16 protein-coding genes are annotated in these 14,465 nt (G+C 63.5%); 8 read left to right on the forward strand and 8 right to left on the reverse strand.

Annotated features, from left to right (window positions below; all coding sequences use genetic code 11):
- Positions 1 to 58: 58 nt before the first annotated feature.
- A complete protein-coding gene (locus ACK4TE_RS05505) occupies positions 59 to 841 on the reverse strand; it encodes an SDR family NAD(P)-dependent oxidoreductase (protein ID WP_409910484.1) in 783 nt (260 codons plus the stop codon).
- A 93-nt stretch (positions 842 to 934) separates the two neighbouring features.
- Between ACK4TE_RS05505 and ACK4TE_RS05510 the strand changes: the two genes are divergently transcribed.
- Together ACK4TE_RS05510 and ACK4TE_RS05515 are read left to right on the forward strand one after the other, a co-directional pair.
- Positions 935 to 1,336, forward strand: a complete 402-nt coding sequence (locus ACK4TE_RS05510; RefSeq protein ID WP_409910485.1) for a YkvA family protein — start codon at positions 935 to 937, stop codon at positions 1,334 to 1,336.
- Positions 1,337 to 1,434: 98 nt separating this feature from the next.
- Positions 1,435 to 1,992 (forward strand): lysoplasmalogenase family protein, encoded by a 558-nt coding sequence (locus ACK4TE_RS05515; RefSeq protein ID WP_409910486.1) that lies wholly within the window; start codon positions 1,435 to 1,437, stop codon positions 1,990 to 1,992.
- On the opposite strand, the gene ACK4TE_RS05520 is transcribed toward ACK4TE_RS05515, so the two are convergent.
- Complete coding sequence (locus ACK4TE_RS05520) at positions 1,989 to 2,825, reverse strand: TauD/TfdA dioxygenase family protein (protein WP_409910487.1); 837 nt, start codon at positions 2,823 to 2,825, stop codon at positions 1,989 to 1,991. The two genes, ACK4TE_RS05515 and ACK4TE_RS05520, sit on opposite strands and share 4 nt — an antisense overlap.
- Positions 2,826 to 3,015: 190 nt before the next feature.
- On the opposite strand from ACK4TE_RS05520, the gene ACK4TE_RS05525 reads away from it, so the two are divergent.
- From ACK4TE_RS05525 to ACK4TE_RS05545, 5 genes are all read left to right on the forward strand, one after another.
- The gene (locus tag ACK4TE_RS05525) at positions 3,016 to 4,176 is read left to right on the forward strand and encodes a phosphoserine transaminase (protein WP_409910547.1); all 1,161 of its coding nucleotides are present in this window, start codon (positions 3,016 to 3,018) and stop codon (positions 4,174 to 4,176) included.
- Positions 4,177 to 4,206: 30 nt separating this feature from the next.
- Positions 4,207 to 4,728, forward strand: a complete 522-nt coding sequence (locus ACK4TE_RS05530; protein WP_409910488.1) for a GNAT family N-acetyltransferase — start codon at positions 4,207 to 4,209, stop codon at positions 4,726 to 4,728.
- A complete protein-coding gene (serA, locus tag ACK4TE_RS05535; RefSeq protein WP_409910489.1) occupies positions 4,721 to 6,316 on the forward strand; it encodes a phosphoglycerate dehydrogenase in 1,596 nt (531 codons plus the stop codon). Before ACK4TE_RS05530 ends, serA begins: the two co-directional genes overlap by 8 nt.
- 115 nt (positions 6,317 to 6,431) lie before the next feature.
- The gene (locus tag ACK4TE_RS05540; protein WP_409910490.1) at positions 6,432 to 7,034 is read left to right on the forward strand and encodes a flavodoxin family protein; all 603 of its coding nucleotides are present in this window, start codon (positions 6,432 to 6,434) and stop codon (positions 7,032 to 7,034) included.
- Between the two features lie 56 nt (positions 7,035 to 7,090).
- On the forward strand, positions 7,091 to 7,669 hold the full coding sequence (locus ACK4TE_RS05545) for an acyloxyacyl hydrolase (RefSeq protein WP_409910491.1): 579 nt from the start codon (positions 7,091 to 7,093) through the stop codon (positions 7,667 to 7,669).
- Positions 7,670 to 7,672: 3 nt separating this feature from the next.
- Here the strand turns inward: ACK4TE_RS05545 and ACK4TE_RS05550 are convergent, their stop codons facing one another.
- The gene (locus tag ACK4TE_RS05550; RefSeq protein ID WP_409910492.1) at positions 7,673 to 9,220 is read right to left on the reverse strand and encodes a S8/S53 family peptidase; all 1,548 of its coding nucleotides are present in this window, start codon (positions 9,218 to 9,220) and stop codon (positions 7,673 to 7,675) included.
- A 183-nt stretch (positions 9,221 to 9,403) separates the two neighbouring features.
- On the opposite strand from ACK4TE_RS05550, the gene ACK4TE_RS05555 reads away from it, so the two are divergent.
- Positions 9,404 to 10,696 carry an adenylosuccinate synthase gene (locus ACK4TE_RS05555; protein WP_409910493.1) on the forward strand — a complete coding sequence of 431 codons (1,293 nt, stop codon included), beginning with the start codon at positions 9,404 to 9,406 and terminating at the stop codon, positions 10,694 to 10,696.
- Between the two features lie 9 nt (positions 10,697 to 10,705).
- Here the strand turns inward: ACK4TE_RS05555 and ACK4TE_RS05560 are convergent, their stop codons facing one another.
- From ACK4TE_RS05560 to sdhC, 5 genes are read right to left on the reverse strand one after another with little or no spacing between them, the layout of a single operon-like run.
- Positions 10,706 to 11,488: a succinate dehydrogenase iron-sulfur subunit gene (locus ACK4TE_RS05560; RefSeq protein WP_409910494.1), complete on the reverse strand. Its 783-nt coding sequence runs from the start codon at positions 11,486 to 11,488 to the stop codon at positions 10,706 to 10,708.
- A gap of 26 nt (positions 11,489 to 11,514) precedes the next feature.
- Entirely contained in the window at positions 11,515 to 11,811 is a 297-nt protein-coding gene (locus ACK4TE_RS05565) for a hypothetical protein (RefSeq protein ID WP_409910495.1), read from the reverse strand.
- Positions 11,812 to 11,841: 30 nt separating this feature from the next.
- Entirely contained in the window at positions 11,842 to 13,629 is a 1,788-nt protein-coding gene (gene sdhA, locus ACK4TE_RS05570) for a succinate dehydrogenase flavoprotein subunit (RefSeq protein WP_409910496.1), read from the reverse strand.
- Positions 13,630 to 13,657: 28 nt separating this feature from the next.
- Positions 13,658 to 14,041 carry a succinate dehydrogenase, hydrophobic membrane anchor protein gene (gene sdhD, locus ACK4TE_RS05575; RefSeq protein WP_409910497.1) on the reverse strand — a complete coding sequence of 128 codons (384 nt, stop codon included), beginning with the start codon at positions 14,039 to 14,041 and terminating at the stop codon, positions 13,658 to 13,660.
- 11 nt (positions 14,042 to 14,052) lie between these two features.
- On the reverse strand, positions 14,053 to 14,451 hold the full coding sequence (gene sdhC, locus ACK4TE_RS05580) for a succinate dehydrogenase, cytochrome b556 subunit (RefSeq protein WP_409910498.1): 399 nt from the start codon (positions 14,449 to 14,451) through the stop codon (positions 14,053 to 14,055).
- Positions 14,452 to 14,465: the final 14 nt, after the last annotated feature.

Below are 14,465 nucleotides of genomic sequence, written 5' to 3' on the forward strand. Positions count from 1 at the left end.
GAAGCGAAGGTGCAGCGGTTCCGCGCCGGAGGCGTGGGAACCGCCATGAGCAGTTAAATCAGCGCGGCGCCATGCGGATGGCGCCGTCGAGGCGGACGTCTTCGCCGTTGAAGTAATTGTTGCGGCACATCTCGACGGCGAGCGAGGCATACTCATCCGGATTGCCGAGACGCGGTGGGAAGGGCACCTGCGCGCCGAGGGCCTGTTTCACCGGCTCCGGCGCCGCGGCCAGAAGCGGGGTGTTGAAGATGCCCGGCAGGATTGTGTTTACACGGATGTTCTCGCGCGACAGGTCGCGGGCGATCGGCAGGGTCATGCCGACGACGCCGCCCTTGGAGGCGGAGTACGCGGCCTGTCCGATCTGGCCGTCTTCGGCAGCGACGGAGGCGGTATTGACGATGGCGCCGCGGTCGCCGCAGGGCAGCGGGTCAAGGCTCATCATGCCAGCGGCTGATTTTGCGATGCAGCGGAAAGTGCCGACAAGATTGATCTGGATAATCAGGTTGAACTTGTCGAGCGGGAAGTGGCTGATCTCGCCGCTGTTCTTGTCACGGCTGGCGGTCTTGATGGCGTTGCCGGTGCCGGCGCAGTTGATCAGGATCCGCTCCTGGCCGATGGCGGCGCGGGATTTGGCAAAGCCAGCATCGACGCTGGCTTCGTCGGTCACGTTCACATTGCAGAACACGCCGCCGAGTTCCTTGGCTAGGGCTTCGCCTTTCTCGGCGTTGAGGTCGAACAGGGCGACCTTGACGCCGTAGCTGGCGAGTTTGCGGGCGGTTGCGGCGCCGAGGCCGGAGGCGCCCCCGGTGATCACGGCGGAAATATTCGGGTTCAGTTCCATGAGGCGTGGCCTTCCTTTGTTTGCACAGGGGCCCCTGCGGGCCTGACTTTCGGGAATGAGTGCAGTGGACTATAATGCCCTTAGGAGAGCGCAATGTCTGACGCAGCGGAAATCATCAACACGGTGAAAGGCGAGGGCGGGGTCTACCTGCCCAAGTCGATCGAGCGGCATGAGCGCACTTCGCGGGGGCTCATTCCCAAGCTCCTGCGCCTTGCCGGCCGGGTGCCGTTCGCGGACGACCTTGCCAGTGCCTATTACGCCGCCCGCGACCCGCTGACCCCGGCCAAGGCCAAGGCCGTGCTGTTTGCCGCAGCGGCCTATTTTGTCATGCCGGCGGACCTGGTGCCGGATGTGGTGGTCGGTCTCGGCTTCACGGATGACGCGACCGTGCTGGCAACCGCGCTCAGCGTGGTCGGCGCGCATGTGAAGGAGCGCCACCGGGCGATGGCACGCCGCCTGCTGCGCCTGCCGGAACCCATCGGGGACAAGGCCTGAGTCCCTCCGTTCTCTGGGCAGCCTTCGGCACGGCCGCCGTTGCGGCGCTGGCCTATGGCTTTCTCTACAGCTGGCGCGGCGAAGGCCCCGCCCGGGCCATGCTCAAGATGGCGGGCATCCTCATTCTCGCCGGCATCGCGTTTGCCGCAGGCGGGCCCTGGCTGCTCTGGGCGGCGCTGCTGGCTTCGGCGGTGGGCGACCTGTTCCTGGCGGGCAAGCCGGCGCGCTGGCTCTTGCCCGGCATGGGCGCGTTCTTCCTGGCGCATGTGTTCTATGTCGTGCTGTTCTGGCAGCTGGGAGAGGGCAGCGGCTGGAGTTGGCCGGTGAAGATCGCGCAGGCGGCGCTGGTCTTCGGCGGTGTCTTCTACATCCGCTGGCTGGTGCCGTGGATCGAGGCGAAGATGCGCCTGCCGGTCATTCTTTATGGCGCTGTGATCCTGATGATGGGCGCCGCCGCCATCGCGCTGCCGGGGGCTTATGGGCTGGTCACCGTTGGCGCCCTGATGTTCATCGCCTCGGACTCCATTCTCGCCCACCAGCTGTTCTGCCGCCCGGCGGGTGCCCCGCCGCAGAAGCTTGCGTCCTATGCGGTCTGGTTCCTGTATTTCTTCGGGCAGGCGGCGATCACGCTCGGCCTGATCCTGCCGCTCGCCTAGAACGGCTTGTCGCCGTTTACCGTTGCGCGGCGCATGTGGCGGCGGTGGCCGGGATAGTCGTTCAGCGCATAGTGCCAGGTACAGCGATTGTCCCACATCGTCACGTCGCCGGCCTGCCAGCGCACGCGGCAGGTGAAGCGTTCCTCGCGCGAATGGTTGAACAGGTAATCGAGCAGCGGCTTCGAGTCGCGCTTCGACCAGCCGGCAAAGCGCAGCGTGAAGGCCGGGTTCACATAGAGGCCCTTGCGCCCCGTTACCGGATGGGTGCGCACCACGGGATGTTCGTATTCCGGCGCGTCATCTGCGACGGACGAGTCCATCGACTTGCGCACCTGCGCGGAAGCTCCGTGTACGCCGTATTCGCGGCTCGCCGAATGCACGGCCTTCAGCCTGCTGAGTGTTTCCTTCAGGCCCGGTGACAGCGCGTCATAGGCCGCCTGCTGGTCGGCAAACAGCGTGTCGCCGCCATAGGGCGGGATCTCGATGGCATGCAGGATGGAGCCCAGCGCCGGGGTCTCCTCGAAGCTCATGTCGGTGTGCCAGCCGCCGCCGAAATTCACCTTGTCTTCCTTCTCCTTGATGATCTCGAGGAGTTCCGGATGGTCTGCCATGCCCTTCACATAGGGGTGGATGTTCAGTGTGCCGAAGCGCCGGGCGAAGGCCTTTTGCGCCTCCGGTTGCAGGTTTTTCTGGCCGCGCATGACGATGACCTTGTGGTCAAGGAAGGCCTGATGGACCCGGTCAAACTCGGCATTCGTCAGGCCGGACTGCAGGTCCAGCCCGAAAATTTCAGCGCCCAGCGTGCCGGAGAGGGGGATGATGTCGAGGCTCATGGGCCAGAGTGAAGCACCCGTTCCGGGCTCGCGCAAGAAATACGTGTGTTGAGAGAAACTGCGGGGTTCCCTGAGGGCTTCACAAAAATGCCACTGGCAGGCGCCCCCGAAATATGCGACAGCAGCCGCGGGCCAGGCACCCCCAACGGTGCCCAGCCTATCTGTGAGGATAGGAGTAAAACAGATGACCGTGATCACCGCCAAGCCGGTAGTGCGCCCCGCATGCCCGCATTTTTCGTCGGGCCCGACCGCAAAATACCCCGGATTTTCGCTTCAGAACCTGGTGACGGCTGCCCTTGGCCGCTCGCACCGTTCGGGCGACGCCAAGAAGAAACTCAAAGCCGCGATTGACCGCACCAAGCTGATCCTCGGCCTGCCGGAAGGCTACCGGGTCGCCATCGTGCCCGCCTCCGACACCGGCGCTGTCGAGATGTGCATGTGGTCGATGCTCGGCGCCAAGCCGGTCGATGTGTTCGCCTGGGAAGCCTTCGGCTCCGACTGGGTGACGGATGCGACCAAGCAGCTGAAGCTCGCTGACTGCAAGACCCATGTCGCCGATTATGGCGGCCTGCCGGACTTCTCGAAGGCGCGCGATGATGCCGACATCATCTTCACCTGGAACGGCACCACTTCGGGTGTGCGCGTTCCGAATGCCGACTGGATCAAGCCGAACCCCGACAGGATCGTGATTTGCGATGCGACCTCGGCCGCCTTCAGCCAGGACATCGAGTGGGAAAAGCTCGATGTGATCACCTATAGCTGGCAGAAATGCCTCGGCGGGGAAGCGGCCCATGGCATGCTGATCCTGTCGCCGAACGCCGTGCGGCGGCTCGAGACCTACACGCCGGACCGCGCGCTGCCGAAACTCTTCCGCATGACCAAGGGCGGCAAGCTCGACGAGGACCTGTTCGAAGGCGCCACCATCAACACGCCCTCGATGCTATGCGTTGAAGATTACCTGCAGGCGCTGGACTGGGTGGAGCGAATCGGCGGCTGGAAGAAGCTGAAAGAGCGCTCCGACGAAAGCCTCCGTATCCTGACGGAATGGGAAGCGAAGACCAGCTGGATCCAGTTCCTCTGCAACGATGCAGATGTGCGCTCGAACACCGGCATCACTTTCCGCATCGCCGATCCGCGCGTCGCGAAACTCGATGAGGCGGGCCAGCGGGATTTCATCAAGAAGATGATGAAACGCCTCGAGACCGAGAATGCCTGCTATGACGCCGCCGGATACGCGAAAGCGCCTCCGGGCCTGCGCATCTGGGCGGGCGGATCGGTGGAGCCTTCGGACGTCGCCAAGCTGCTGCCGTGGCTGGACTGGGCGTTCCATGAGGAAGCGTCGAAACTCTGACCGGGAAGGGCGTATGCCCGCTCGCCGCTGATGATCCGCCTGCGCACCGCGACCCTCGCAGACCTGCCGCTTATCCTGCACTGGGATGAGCAGCCTCATGTGCGTGATGTGGGCGGCGACCCCGAATGGAATGACTGGAACTGGGACGAGGAGCTTGGCCGCGAGGTTGCGTGGCGCGAGTTCCTGATCGCAGAGCTGAACGGCCGGCCCATCGGCTTCGTCCAGCTGATCGATTGCCGCGAAGAGGAAAGCCATTACTGGGGCAATGATTGCCCCGAGCATTCCTGGGCGATCGATATCTGGATCGGGGAAGGGGACGAGCTGGGCAAGGGCCATGGCAGGGCGATGATGCACCTCGCCATCGACCGCTGCTTCGCCCGGCCGCTCTGTGAGCACATCCTGATCGATCCGATGGCGGACAATACCCGCGCCCAGCGCTTCTACGAATCCCTCGGGTTCAAACTTCTGGGGCCGCGCCGTTTCGGCCCTGATGATTGCCTTGTTTATCAACTCACCCGCGCCGCCTGGCGCCATGGAGACCCCAATGCCTAAAGTCCTTATCGGAGATTCGCTGTCTCCTGCTGCCGTCGAGATCTTCAAGTCCCGCGGCATCGAAACCGTCACCAAGACCGGCCTCTCGAAAGAGGAACTGATCAAGATCATCCCCGAGTTCGACGGCCTCGCCGTGCGCTCAGCCTGCAAGCCGGACGCGGATGTGATCGCGGCGGCTACCAACCTGAAAGTCATCGGCCGAGCCGGAATCGGCGTCGACAATATCGACATCAAGGCCGCGACCGCCAAGGGCGTCGTCGTGATGAACACGCCGTTCGGCAATGCCATCACCACCGCCGAGCATGCCATCGCGATGATGTTCGCGGCTGCCCGCCAGATCCCTGCCGCGAATGCCGACACGCAGGCCGGCAAGTGGCCGAAATCCGGCTATATGGGCGTCGAAGTGTCGTTCAAGACGCTGGGCCTGATCGGGGCAGGGAATATCGGCAGCCGGGTTGCCGAGCGCGCCATCGGCCTGAAGATGCGCGTGGTCGCGTATGACCCGTTCCTGACGGAAGAGCGCGCGATGGAACTCGGCGTGGAGAAGGTCGAGCTCGATGAACTCCTGCGCCGCGCCGATGTGATCACGCTGCATGTTCCGCTTACGGATCAGACGCGCAACATCCTGTCGCGCGACAACCTGCAGAAGACCAAGAAAGGCCTCATCCTCGTCAACTGCGCGCGCGGCGGCCTGGTGGACGAGCAGGCTGTCGCTGAACTTCTCGAAACCGGACATATCGCGGGCGCCGCCTTCGACGTGTTCGCGGTCGAGCCGGCCAAGGAGAACGTGCTCTTCGGCAAGAAGAACTTCATTGCCACGCCCCACCTCGGCGCCTCCACCAACGAAGCGCAGGAGAATGTCGCCCTGCAGGTGGCCGAGCAGATGTCGGACTACCTGCTGACAGGTGCCGTGACGAACGCGCTGAACATGCCATCGGTCACGGCTGAGGAAGCTCCGCGCATCCGGCCCTTCGCGGAGCTTGCGGAAAAGCTGGGCAGCTTCGCAGGGCAAATCTCCGACTACGGATATGATGAAGTTGTGATCGAGTATGAGGGCGAGGTTGCAGACCTCAACCGCAAGCCGGTGACCGCCGCGCTGCTCGCGGGCCTGCTGCGCGCCTCGCGCGGCGATGTGAACATGGTGTCGGCGCCCGCAATCCTTGCCGATAGCGGCGTCAAGCTGACCGAGACGAAGACCGAGAAGAGCCCGGTCTATGACAGCCTGATCCGCATCAAGGTGAAAACCAAGGCGACGAAGAATTCGCCCGAAGGCGGCTGGCGCACGCTCGCCGGCGCGCTGATCGCCGGAAAGCCGCGCATCGTTGAAGTGAAGGGCATGGCGCTGGAAGGCGATTTCTCGCCGGTCACGCTCTACGTCAACAATATAGACAAGCCGGGCTTCATCGGCGCACTCGGCCAGATGCTCGGCGAAGCCAAGGTCAATATCGCCACCTTCCACCTTGGCCGTCAGGCCGCGGGCGGCGAGGCGATTGCCCTGATCGGCATCGACTCGATGCCGCCGGCCTCGGTGATCGAGAAGCTCGATGCCTTGCCACAGGTTCGCTATGCGAAAGTGCTGAGCTTTTGAGCGCAGCCTCCGCGCGGCCATGCGCGGGGTGAATAAATCCTATGCCTCCGGGGCGGGCTGATCTTCGGGTCACCCGCCCCAATCTGTTCGGCGGTAACAGAGAAGGGGCCCCGTCATGGCCAGAATCGCAATCGTCTATCACTCCGGCTACGGCCACACAGCCAAGGTCGCCGAACATGTCCGCAAGGGCGCAGCAATTTCAGGCGCCGATGTCCGCCTCTACGAGGCGGAAGATCTGAGTGCGCCCGACAAGGGCCCGTGGGCGGAACTTGCGGCGGCGGATGCCATCATCTTTGGTGCGCCGACTTACATGGGCTCAGTCTCCGCAGCGATGAAACAGTTCATTGACGCCTCGTCCAAGGTCTGGATGAGCCGCACCTGGGAGAACAAGCTCGCGGCCGGTTTCACCACCTCAGGCTCGCTGTCCGGTGACAAGCAGGTGACGTTGCAGCAGCTCGCGACCTTTGCGGCACAGCAGGGCATGATCTGGGTCGGTAACAGCCTGCCCACCGGCTACAACGCCTCGGGTCACGACTTCGGGACGGCCCTCAACCGGGCGGGCTTCTTCCTCGGCCTCGGCACCCAGTCGCTGGTCGACCTGCCCGCCGACCAGACACCGAATGACGCCGACCTGAAAACAGCGGAACTGTTCGGCCGGCGTGTCGCAGAAGCCACGCTGCGCTGGGCCCGCGTGCCCGCAGAGCCCGCGCTGGCTTGACGGATCAGGGGCAGGGCGCGATGGCTGCGTGACGCTTCTGTCATGAAGGATTGTCCATGCGCCGAACCGCTCTCGTCCTGTCCCTGACCTTTGCGCCCGCGCTCGTGGCGCAGGCCGGCCCCGTTGATGAAATCCGCCTCGGCGTCATTGCCCACAACGTGTGCATCGCCAATTGCGACAATGCCAACAAGGAAGATGGCCCGAACATCAATGGCGAAATCGTCTTCGACTCGCCGGAGTTCCTGAGCATCCTCTGGAGCCCGAGGCCTTATGTGATGGGTAGCCTCAACACCGCCGGCGACACGAATTTCGGCGGCGTCGGCCTGCAATGGGACTGGGAGTTTGCCGAAGGCTGGGCGATCGAGCCGGGCGTTGGCTATGCCATCCACGATGGCGAACTGACCTTCCCTTATCCGCAGGGCGATCCGCGCAATGATCCGATCTCGGCCACCGCCGTTTTCTTCGGCTCGCGCGACCTGTTCCGGACCAGCCTGTCGCTGAACAAGGACTTGGGCGAGAAATGGGGCGTGCAGCTGATGTATGAACATCTCAGCCACGGCCAGATCCTGGGCTCGGGCCGCAACCAGGGCCTCGACAATATCGGCGTGCGTGTTCGCTACCGTTTCGGCGACTGAGCCCTATTCGTCCGCAAGCATTTGATCGGCGCGATCAGGCCGTGCGGTCCGCACAAACTGGTTGAACATGGCGCGGGCTGTAGGTGGCGGCGGCTTCACCACAAGCTGGGTTACGGCCGGGGGGATCGCTGGCAATCCTGCTTTGAGCAGTTTGCACATATCCAGGATACCCTCGCCATAATCAGTACTCCAGTTGCTAGGCTCGCGCGCCGTCTGGCGGAGCAATGCCTTGAAGTATCGCGCAAGCGGAACACCTGAGGCATCCGCAGCATCCCGGCACGCCTGCAAGCCATGATAGCCCAGCCAGACGGCGGCAGCGCCCGCTGTCATTGCCGTTGCGTAGGAAGTGCCCTCGCCGCGTTCTGAGAGCAGGTCTGGGCGGGAAGTTTTGTGGCTTGCTGCCTGCACCCATTGTGCCGGAGCGGCGATGTCGAGTTTTCCATGCGGGCTGCTGCAGGCATATGGCCATGGCGCGTCATTCGGGGCTGTGCCGCTGACACCAATGCAGTAGTTCGAGATGGCGGGGGCAACTGCAAGCTTTACGCAATTGCCAGCAGCGGCGATACAGATCGCTCCAGCCGCTTCGGCCTTGCTGAGCTGTTTCTCCAGCCCGGAAAATGCCGAGATGCCCCCAAGACTCATGCTGATAACAGGATGGCCGCTTTGCGCAGCCATCCTTATCGCCTTAACAACCCGGCCCATTCCGGTAAACACGGCGACGAACTCAATGGCCCTGTAGGGAACGGTTACAGCTCCGGTGGCGACGCCGCGCATGTTGTGGGGTGTCCGGCTTATGATCACTGAGGCTGTACTGTCGCCATGTCCATGGGACCTTGCCCCGCTATTGGCTGGTTCCCATCCGCCCGCCCTTTTGAGGATGAAATCAAAGCCGATTCCCGGAATGCAAGACCCGGTCTCGATTTCGGGATGAGCGCCATACCCGGTGTCGATATGGCCGATTGTTATTCCTCGTCCCGAAAAATCGCCCCGAGGAAGCCCGTCGCACGGAAAAAATTCGGGATGCCGGATTTTGTGCAACCACCAATCCTGTTTGAACGAGGTGTCGCCAAGAGGAATAGGGCCGACCGAACATATACCACTGAGCATTTCCGTACCCGGACCAGTTGGCCTCAGTTCATTCAATTGAAGAGTCAGGTCTGCATGGGCGCTGACGATCCAGTCGATGGTCAGTTCAAGCCACTCTGCGAGCTCGATAAGCGCTCGGCCATGCGCCACATCGTCAGCCAACTGATCGACCGGATCGAGCTCGACGAGGAAGAAGCGGTCGAATTCGTCATCCGTCGTTTCTGAATCGACACTCAGCGTTTCAACCTTCACATCGTCGAAGCGGAATTCGGGTCTGCCTGCTTGCCGTAGGATATCGCGGAAGACGAGCCACATGCGCTCCCTCAGCTGCCCAACCGACAGAATATCCGCGGTCTCAATGATGAGAGCGCTTGGCAGCATGGGTCTACCATCTGCCCCTGCCATAGCCGCCAAGTCGCCGCCCAGTCGATCCAAGTAAGTCAGGAAATCTCCAAAACCGGCCACTTGTCCCTCCACATACGGTATCGATAGATATATATTCAACTTTAGTGAGACTCAAGCGCTCACTCGGCGCGCGTTGGGGAGCTATGGGCGGGACGCAACGCATTGCGTACCCGCGCGCATCTGCCCCTTGCTTTTCGGTTCCGATTCCTGCCCTTGTCGCCGCGGTTATGAACGGAGGGCGCCATGGCAGGCGTAGTCGTCGTCGGAGCCCAGTGGGGCGATGAGGGTAAGGGCAAGATCGTGGACTGGCTCTCGGCGCGCGCCGATGTGGTGGTCCGCTTTCAGGGCGGGCATAATGCCGGCCATACGCTGGTCATCGATGGCAAGGTGTTCAAGCTGGCGCTCTTGCCGTCCGGCCTTGTGCGCGGGGGCAAGCTCTCGGTTATCGGCAATGGCGTGGTCGTCGATCCCTGGCATCTCCTGACCGAGATCGAGGGCATCCGCGCGCAGGGCGTTGACGTCTCGCCGGAGAGCCTGATCCTTGCCGACAATGCCTCGCTGATCCTGCCCTGGCATAAGGATATCGATGCGGCGAGGGAAGGGGCCCTTGGATCGGCGCAGATCGGCACGACCAAGCGCGGCATCGGCCCGGCCTATGAAGACCGCGTTGGCCGCCGCGCAATCCGCGTCGCGGACCTGTCCGATCCCGCCGCGCTCGACATGAAGCTTGAGCGGCTTATCGCGCATCACACGCCTCTGCGTACCGGACTTGGCCTGCCGGCGCCGGATGCGGCGGAGCTGAAGGCGGAGCTTCTGAAGATCGCGCCGCAAGTGCTCGCCTATTCGCAGCCGGTCTGGAAGATTCTCGACGAACAGGTTCGCAAGGGCCGGCGCATCCTGTTTGAAGGCGCGCAGGGCGTGATGCTGGATGTCGATCACGGCACCTATCCGTTTGTTACCTCTTCGAGCGTGGTTGCGGGCAATGCGAGCGCGGGCTCAGGCGTCGGGCCGGGGGCGATTTCGTACGTACTCGGATTGGCGAAGGCCTACACCACGCGCGTTGGGTCCGGACCGTTCCCGACCGAGCAGGCGAACGAGATCGGCCAGCGCCTCGGCACGGTCGGGCATGAGTTCGGCACCAATACAGGCCGCGCGCGGCGCTGCGGCTGGTTTGATTCCGTGATGGTGAAACAGGCCTGCGCGACCTCTGGCGTGAATGGCCTGGCGCTGACGAAGCTCGATGTTCTCGACGGGTTTGACGAAATCAAGGTCTGCGTCGCCTACAAGCTCGGCGGCAAGACGATCGATTACTTCCCGGCCGGCCTGACCGACCAGGCGGCGGTGGAGCCGGTTTACGAAACCCTGAAAGGCTGGAGCGGCTCGACCCGCGGCGCGCGCAGCTGGGCGGATCTGCCGGCCGAAGCGGTTGTCTATGTGCGCCGGCTGGAAGAACTCGTCGGCAAGCCTTGCGCGCTCGTTTCGACCTCGCCGGAGCGCGAGGACGTGATCCTGATGCGCGATCCGTTTGAGGGGTGAACCGCGTCCTCAGGCGATGCGTTCGACCATCATGTGCTTGATCTTGGCGATCGCTTCTGCGGGGTTGAGGCCTTTGGGGCAAACCTGAGCGCAGTTCATGATGGTGTGGCAGCGGTAGAGCTTGAACGGGTCTTCGAGGTCGTCGAGGCGCTCGCCGGTGGCTTCGTCGCGGCTGTCGATCAGCCAGCGATAGGCCTGCAGGAGCGCGGCGGGGCCGAGATACTTGTCGCCGTTCCACCAATAGGACGGGCAGGAGGTGGAGCAGGAGGCACACAGGATGCATTCATACAGGCCGTCGAGCTTGGTGCGGTCTTCTTCCGACTGGCGCCATTCCTTTTCCGGCACCGGCGAGACGGTCTGCAGGTAGGGCTTCACATAGGCGTGCTGGGCGTAGAACTGCGTCAGGTCGGGGATCAGGTCCTTGATCACGGGCTGGTGCGGCAGCGGGCTGATGGAGATGACGCCGCCGGGCAGCTCGTCGAAGCCCTTGGTGCAGGCGATGGTGTTGCGGCCCGCAATGTTCATCGCGCAGGAGCCGCACACGCCTTCGCGGCAGGAGCGGCGGAAGGCGAGGGTGGGGTCAATATTGTTCTTGATGTAGATCAGCACGTCGAGGACCATCGTGCCGGCCTTGTCCATGTCCACCCAATAGGTGTCCCAGCGCGGATTGGCCTTTTCCTCGGGGCTGTAGCGATAGATGCGGAACTCGCGCAGATTGGTTGCGCCCTGGGGCTTCGGCCAGGTCTTGCCCTTCTGGACCTTGGAATTCTGGGGGAGTGTGAACTGGACCATGATGCGTTCCTGGAATTATCCCTGAATTAAAGTGCGCGCCGGCGCGCTGTGATCACCGCGCCATCGGTGACGCTGTAGCCGAACCCGTAGCCGCCCTGATTGATGGCGCCGCGTTCGGAATGTCCGCCTACGGAGGGGAGGATGGAGATCACGTCATAGCCTTCTTCATGCAGCCTGTTGCAGGCGTCTTCGATCTGGGCGGAAAGGTCAGCGAGGTCTGCCGTTTTCGGGTCCTCGATATGTTTCTTGCCCTTTCCGAGCAGTTTCTTCTCTTCCTTCATGTGCCTTCCGGCGCGGACCCAGACCGATTTGTACTCGCTCATCGGGGGCTCCGCCTTCAGGCCGCTATATCCTCAGTACACCCGCGCTTTCGGTTTGATGTACTCGATCTCGTTGGAGAGCGTGTATTCGTGCACCGGGCGGTAATCGATGGTGACCTTGCCGGCCTCGTCGACCCAGGCGAGGGTGTGTTTCATCCATTTGGCGTCGTCGCGTTCGGAGAAATCCTCGCGAGCATGGGCGCCGCGGCTTTCCTCGCGGTTGGCGGCCGAATTCACAGTGACGGCGGCCTGGGCGATCAGGTTGTCGAATTCGAGCGCTTCGACGAGATCGGTGTTCCAGACGAGGCCGCGATCCTTCACGTCGATGCCGGGGAGTTTCCTGTAGACGTCCTCGATCGCCTCGACGCCTTCCTTCAGGACCGAGCCGTTGCGGAAGACCGCGCAGTCGTTCTGCATGGCTTTCTGCATTTCGAGGCGCAGGGCGGCAACGGGCTGGTCGCCCGACGCATTGCGCATCCGGTCGAAGCGGGCGAGGTGCGCGTCGGTGGCGGCTTTCGGCAGTTCCGGCTGGCGGGCGCCGGCTTCGGTGGTTGCGCCGCAGCGCAGGCCGGCGGCGCGGCCGAAGACGACAAGGTCAATTAGCGAGTTGGAGCCGAGGCGGTTTGCTCCGTGTACGGACACGCAGGCCGCTTCGCCCACGGCCATCAGGCCGGGTACGACCGCATCCGGGTCGCCGCCTTTTTTCGTCAGCACTTCGCCGTGATAGTTGGTCGGGATGCCGCCCATGTTGTAGTGCACGGTCGGTAGGACCGGGATCGGCTCCTTGGTGACATCGACGCCGGCGAAGATTTTCGCGGATTCGGAAATGCCGGGCAGGCGCGCGTGCAGCGCGTCGGGCGTCAGGTGGTTAAGGTGGAGGAAGATGTGATCCTTCTCCGGGCCGACGCCGCGGCCTTCGCGGATTTCCATCGTCATGGCGCGGGAGACGACATCGCGGGAGGCGAGGTCTTTCGCGGACGGCGCATAGCGCTCCATGAAGCGTTCGCCCTCGGAGTTCGTCAGGTAGCCGCCTTCGCCGCGCGCGCCTTCGGTGATCAGGCAGCCGGAGCCGTAGATACCGGTCGGGTGGAACTGAACGAATTCCATGTCCTGCAGTGGCAGGCCGGCACGAAGCACCATCGCATTGCCGTCGCCGGTGCAGGTGTGGGCCGAGGTGCAGGAGAAATAGGCGCGGCCATAGCCGCCGGTGGCGAGGATGGTTTTCTGCGCGCGGAAACGGTGCAGCGTGCCGTCATCGAGTTTCCAGGCGGTGACACCTCGGCAAGCGCCGTCTTCGTCCATGATCAGGTCGAGCGCGAAATATTCGATGAAGAACTCGGTGTCTTCACGCACGCATTGTCCGTACAGGGTATGAAGCATGGCGTGGCCGGTGCGGTCAGCCGCGGCACAGGTGCGCTGGACCGGGCCTTCGCCGAAATTGCGCGTCATGCCGCCGAAGGCGCGCTGGTAGATCTTGCCTTCCTCGGTGCGCGAGAAGGGCATGCCCCAGTGTTCGAGTTCGTAGACGGCGGCCGGCGCGTTGCGCACGAGATATTCGATCGCGTCCTGGTCGCCGAGCCAGTCGGAGCCCTTGACGGTGTCGTACATGTGCCACTGCCAACTGTCGGCGGACATGTTGCCGAGCGAGGCGGCGATGCCGCCCTGCGCCGCGACGGTGTGCGAGCGGGTAGGGAAGACCTTGGTGATGCAGGCGGTGCGCAGGCCGGCCTGGGCTGCGCCGAGCGCTGCGCGCAGGCCCGAGCCGCCGGCGCCGACAACGACGACGTCGTAGGTATGGTCGATCCAGTTATAGGTGCTCATCAGGTGTCCAGTCTTCCGGGGTTCGTGTTCACACCGCTATCCGCAGGACGGAAAGGGCGATGACCGCGAACAGCGCGGCGCAGAAAAAGGTGTTGAGGATCATCAGTGCGGCGCGGGTGCCGGACTTGCCGATATAGTCTTCGATGACGACCTGCATGCCGAGGCGCATGTGGTAGATGGCGGCGGCGGCCGTCAGTATAAGGAGCACCGAGTTGATCGGGGAGCTGGCCCAGGCGAGGGCGCCGGCATAGCCGCCGAGCACGGCTTTCATCACCGAGAACAGGAACCACGGCACCAGGAAGATCAGCGCGATGGCAGAGACGCGCTGGCGGATATGGTGAGCGGTGCCGCTCTTGGCGGAGCCGAGGCCGCGGGCGGCTTTGGCGGGGGTGAGGTACTGGCCTTTGGACATGGGCTCTCTCCTCACGCCATCGTCGCGGCGAGGAAGAGGGCAACTGCGCCGACCACCGCGAAGGCATAGTTGAACAGCGAGACTTGGCTTGCGACTTTCGGCGAGAAGCCGAGGCCGGGGCCGTCCCACAGGAGGTGGCGGATGCCGTTGGCGAAATGGTAGAGCACCGCAACTGCCCAGAGGAAGAGGAGGATCTGTCCGGGGATCGAGAAGGCGATGTCCTCGACCGTGGCGTAGGATTTCGGCCCGCTGGCGAGCGCGATCAGCCATGCGGCGACCAGCAGCGTGCCGCCATACAGGCCGACACCGGTGATGCGGTGGGTGATCGAGGCGGCCATCGTGGCGTGGAACCGCCAGACCTGGAGATGCGGAGAAAGAGGCCGCGGATCGGCCTTTTGACTGCCGGACATGGGAACGGATCCTT

It is taken from the genome of Hyphomonas sp., assembly GCF_046313975.1.
Taxonomy (GTDB): domain Bacteria; phylum Pseudomonadota; class Alphaproteobacteria; order Caulobacterales; family Hyphomonadaceae; genus Hyphomonas.

Bases quoted from the DNA above. Each gene is read 5' to 3' on its own strand.
- sdhC (WP_409910498.1), bottom strand. From the start codon at position 14,451: ATGTCCGGCAGTCAAAAGGCCGATCCGCGGCCTCTTTCTCCGCATCTC.
- ACK4TE_RS05530 (WP_409910488.1), top strand. From the start codon at position 4,207: ATGATCCGCCTGCGCACCGCGACCCTCGCAGACCTGCCGCTTATCCTG.
- serA (WP_409910489.1), top strand. From the start codon at position 4,721: ATGCCTAAAGTCCTTATCGGAGATTCGCTGTCTCCTGCTGCCGTCGAG.
- sdhD (WP_409910497.1), bottom strand. From the start codon at position 14,041: ATGTCCAAAGGCCAGTACCTCACCCCCGCCAAAGCCGCCCGCGGCCTC.
- ACK4TE_RS05560 (WP_409910494.1), bottom strand. From the start codon at position 11,488: ATGGTCCAGTTCACACTCCCCCAGAATTCCAAGGTCCAGAAGGGCAAG.
- ACK4TE_RS05520 (WP_409910487.1), bottom strand. From the start codon at position 2,825: ATGAGCCTCGACATCATCCCCCTCTCCGGCACGCTGGGCGCTGAAATT.
- sdhA (WP_409910496.1), bottom strand. From the start codon at position 13,629: ATGAGCACCTATAACTGGATCGACCATACCTACGACGTCGTCGTTGTC.
- ACK4TE_RS05515 (WP_409910486.1), top strand. From the start codon at position 1,435: ATGCTCAAGATGGCGGGCATCCTCATTCTCGCCGGCATCGCGTTTGCC.
- ACK4TE_RS05555 (WP_409910493.1), top strand. From the start codon at position 9,404: ATGGCAGGCGTAGTCGTCGTCGGAGCCCAGTGGGGCGATGAGGGTAAG.
- ACK4TE_RS05540 (WP_409910490.1), top strand. From the start codon at position 6,432: ATGGCCAGAATCGCAATCGTCTATCACTCCGGCTACGGCCACACAGCC.
- ACK4TE_RS05510 (WP_409910485.1), top strand. From the start codon at position 935: ATGTCTGACGCAGCGGAAATCATCAACACGGTGAAAGGCGAGGGCGGG.
- ACK4TE_RS05505 (WP_409910484.1), bottom strand. From the start codon at position 841: ATGGAACTGAACCCGAATATTTCCGCCGTGATCACCGGGGGCGCCTCC.
- ACK4TE_RS05565 (WP_409910495.1), bottom strand. From the start codon at position 11,811: ATGAGCGAGTACAAATCGGTCTGGGTCCGCGCCGGAAGGCACATGAAG.
- ACK4TE_RS05545 (WP_409910491.1), top strand. From the start codon at position 7,091: ATGCGCCGAACCGCTCTCGTCCTGTCCCTGACCTTTGCGCCCGCGCTC.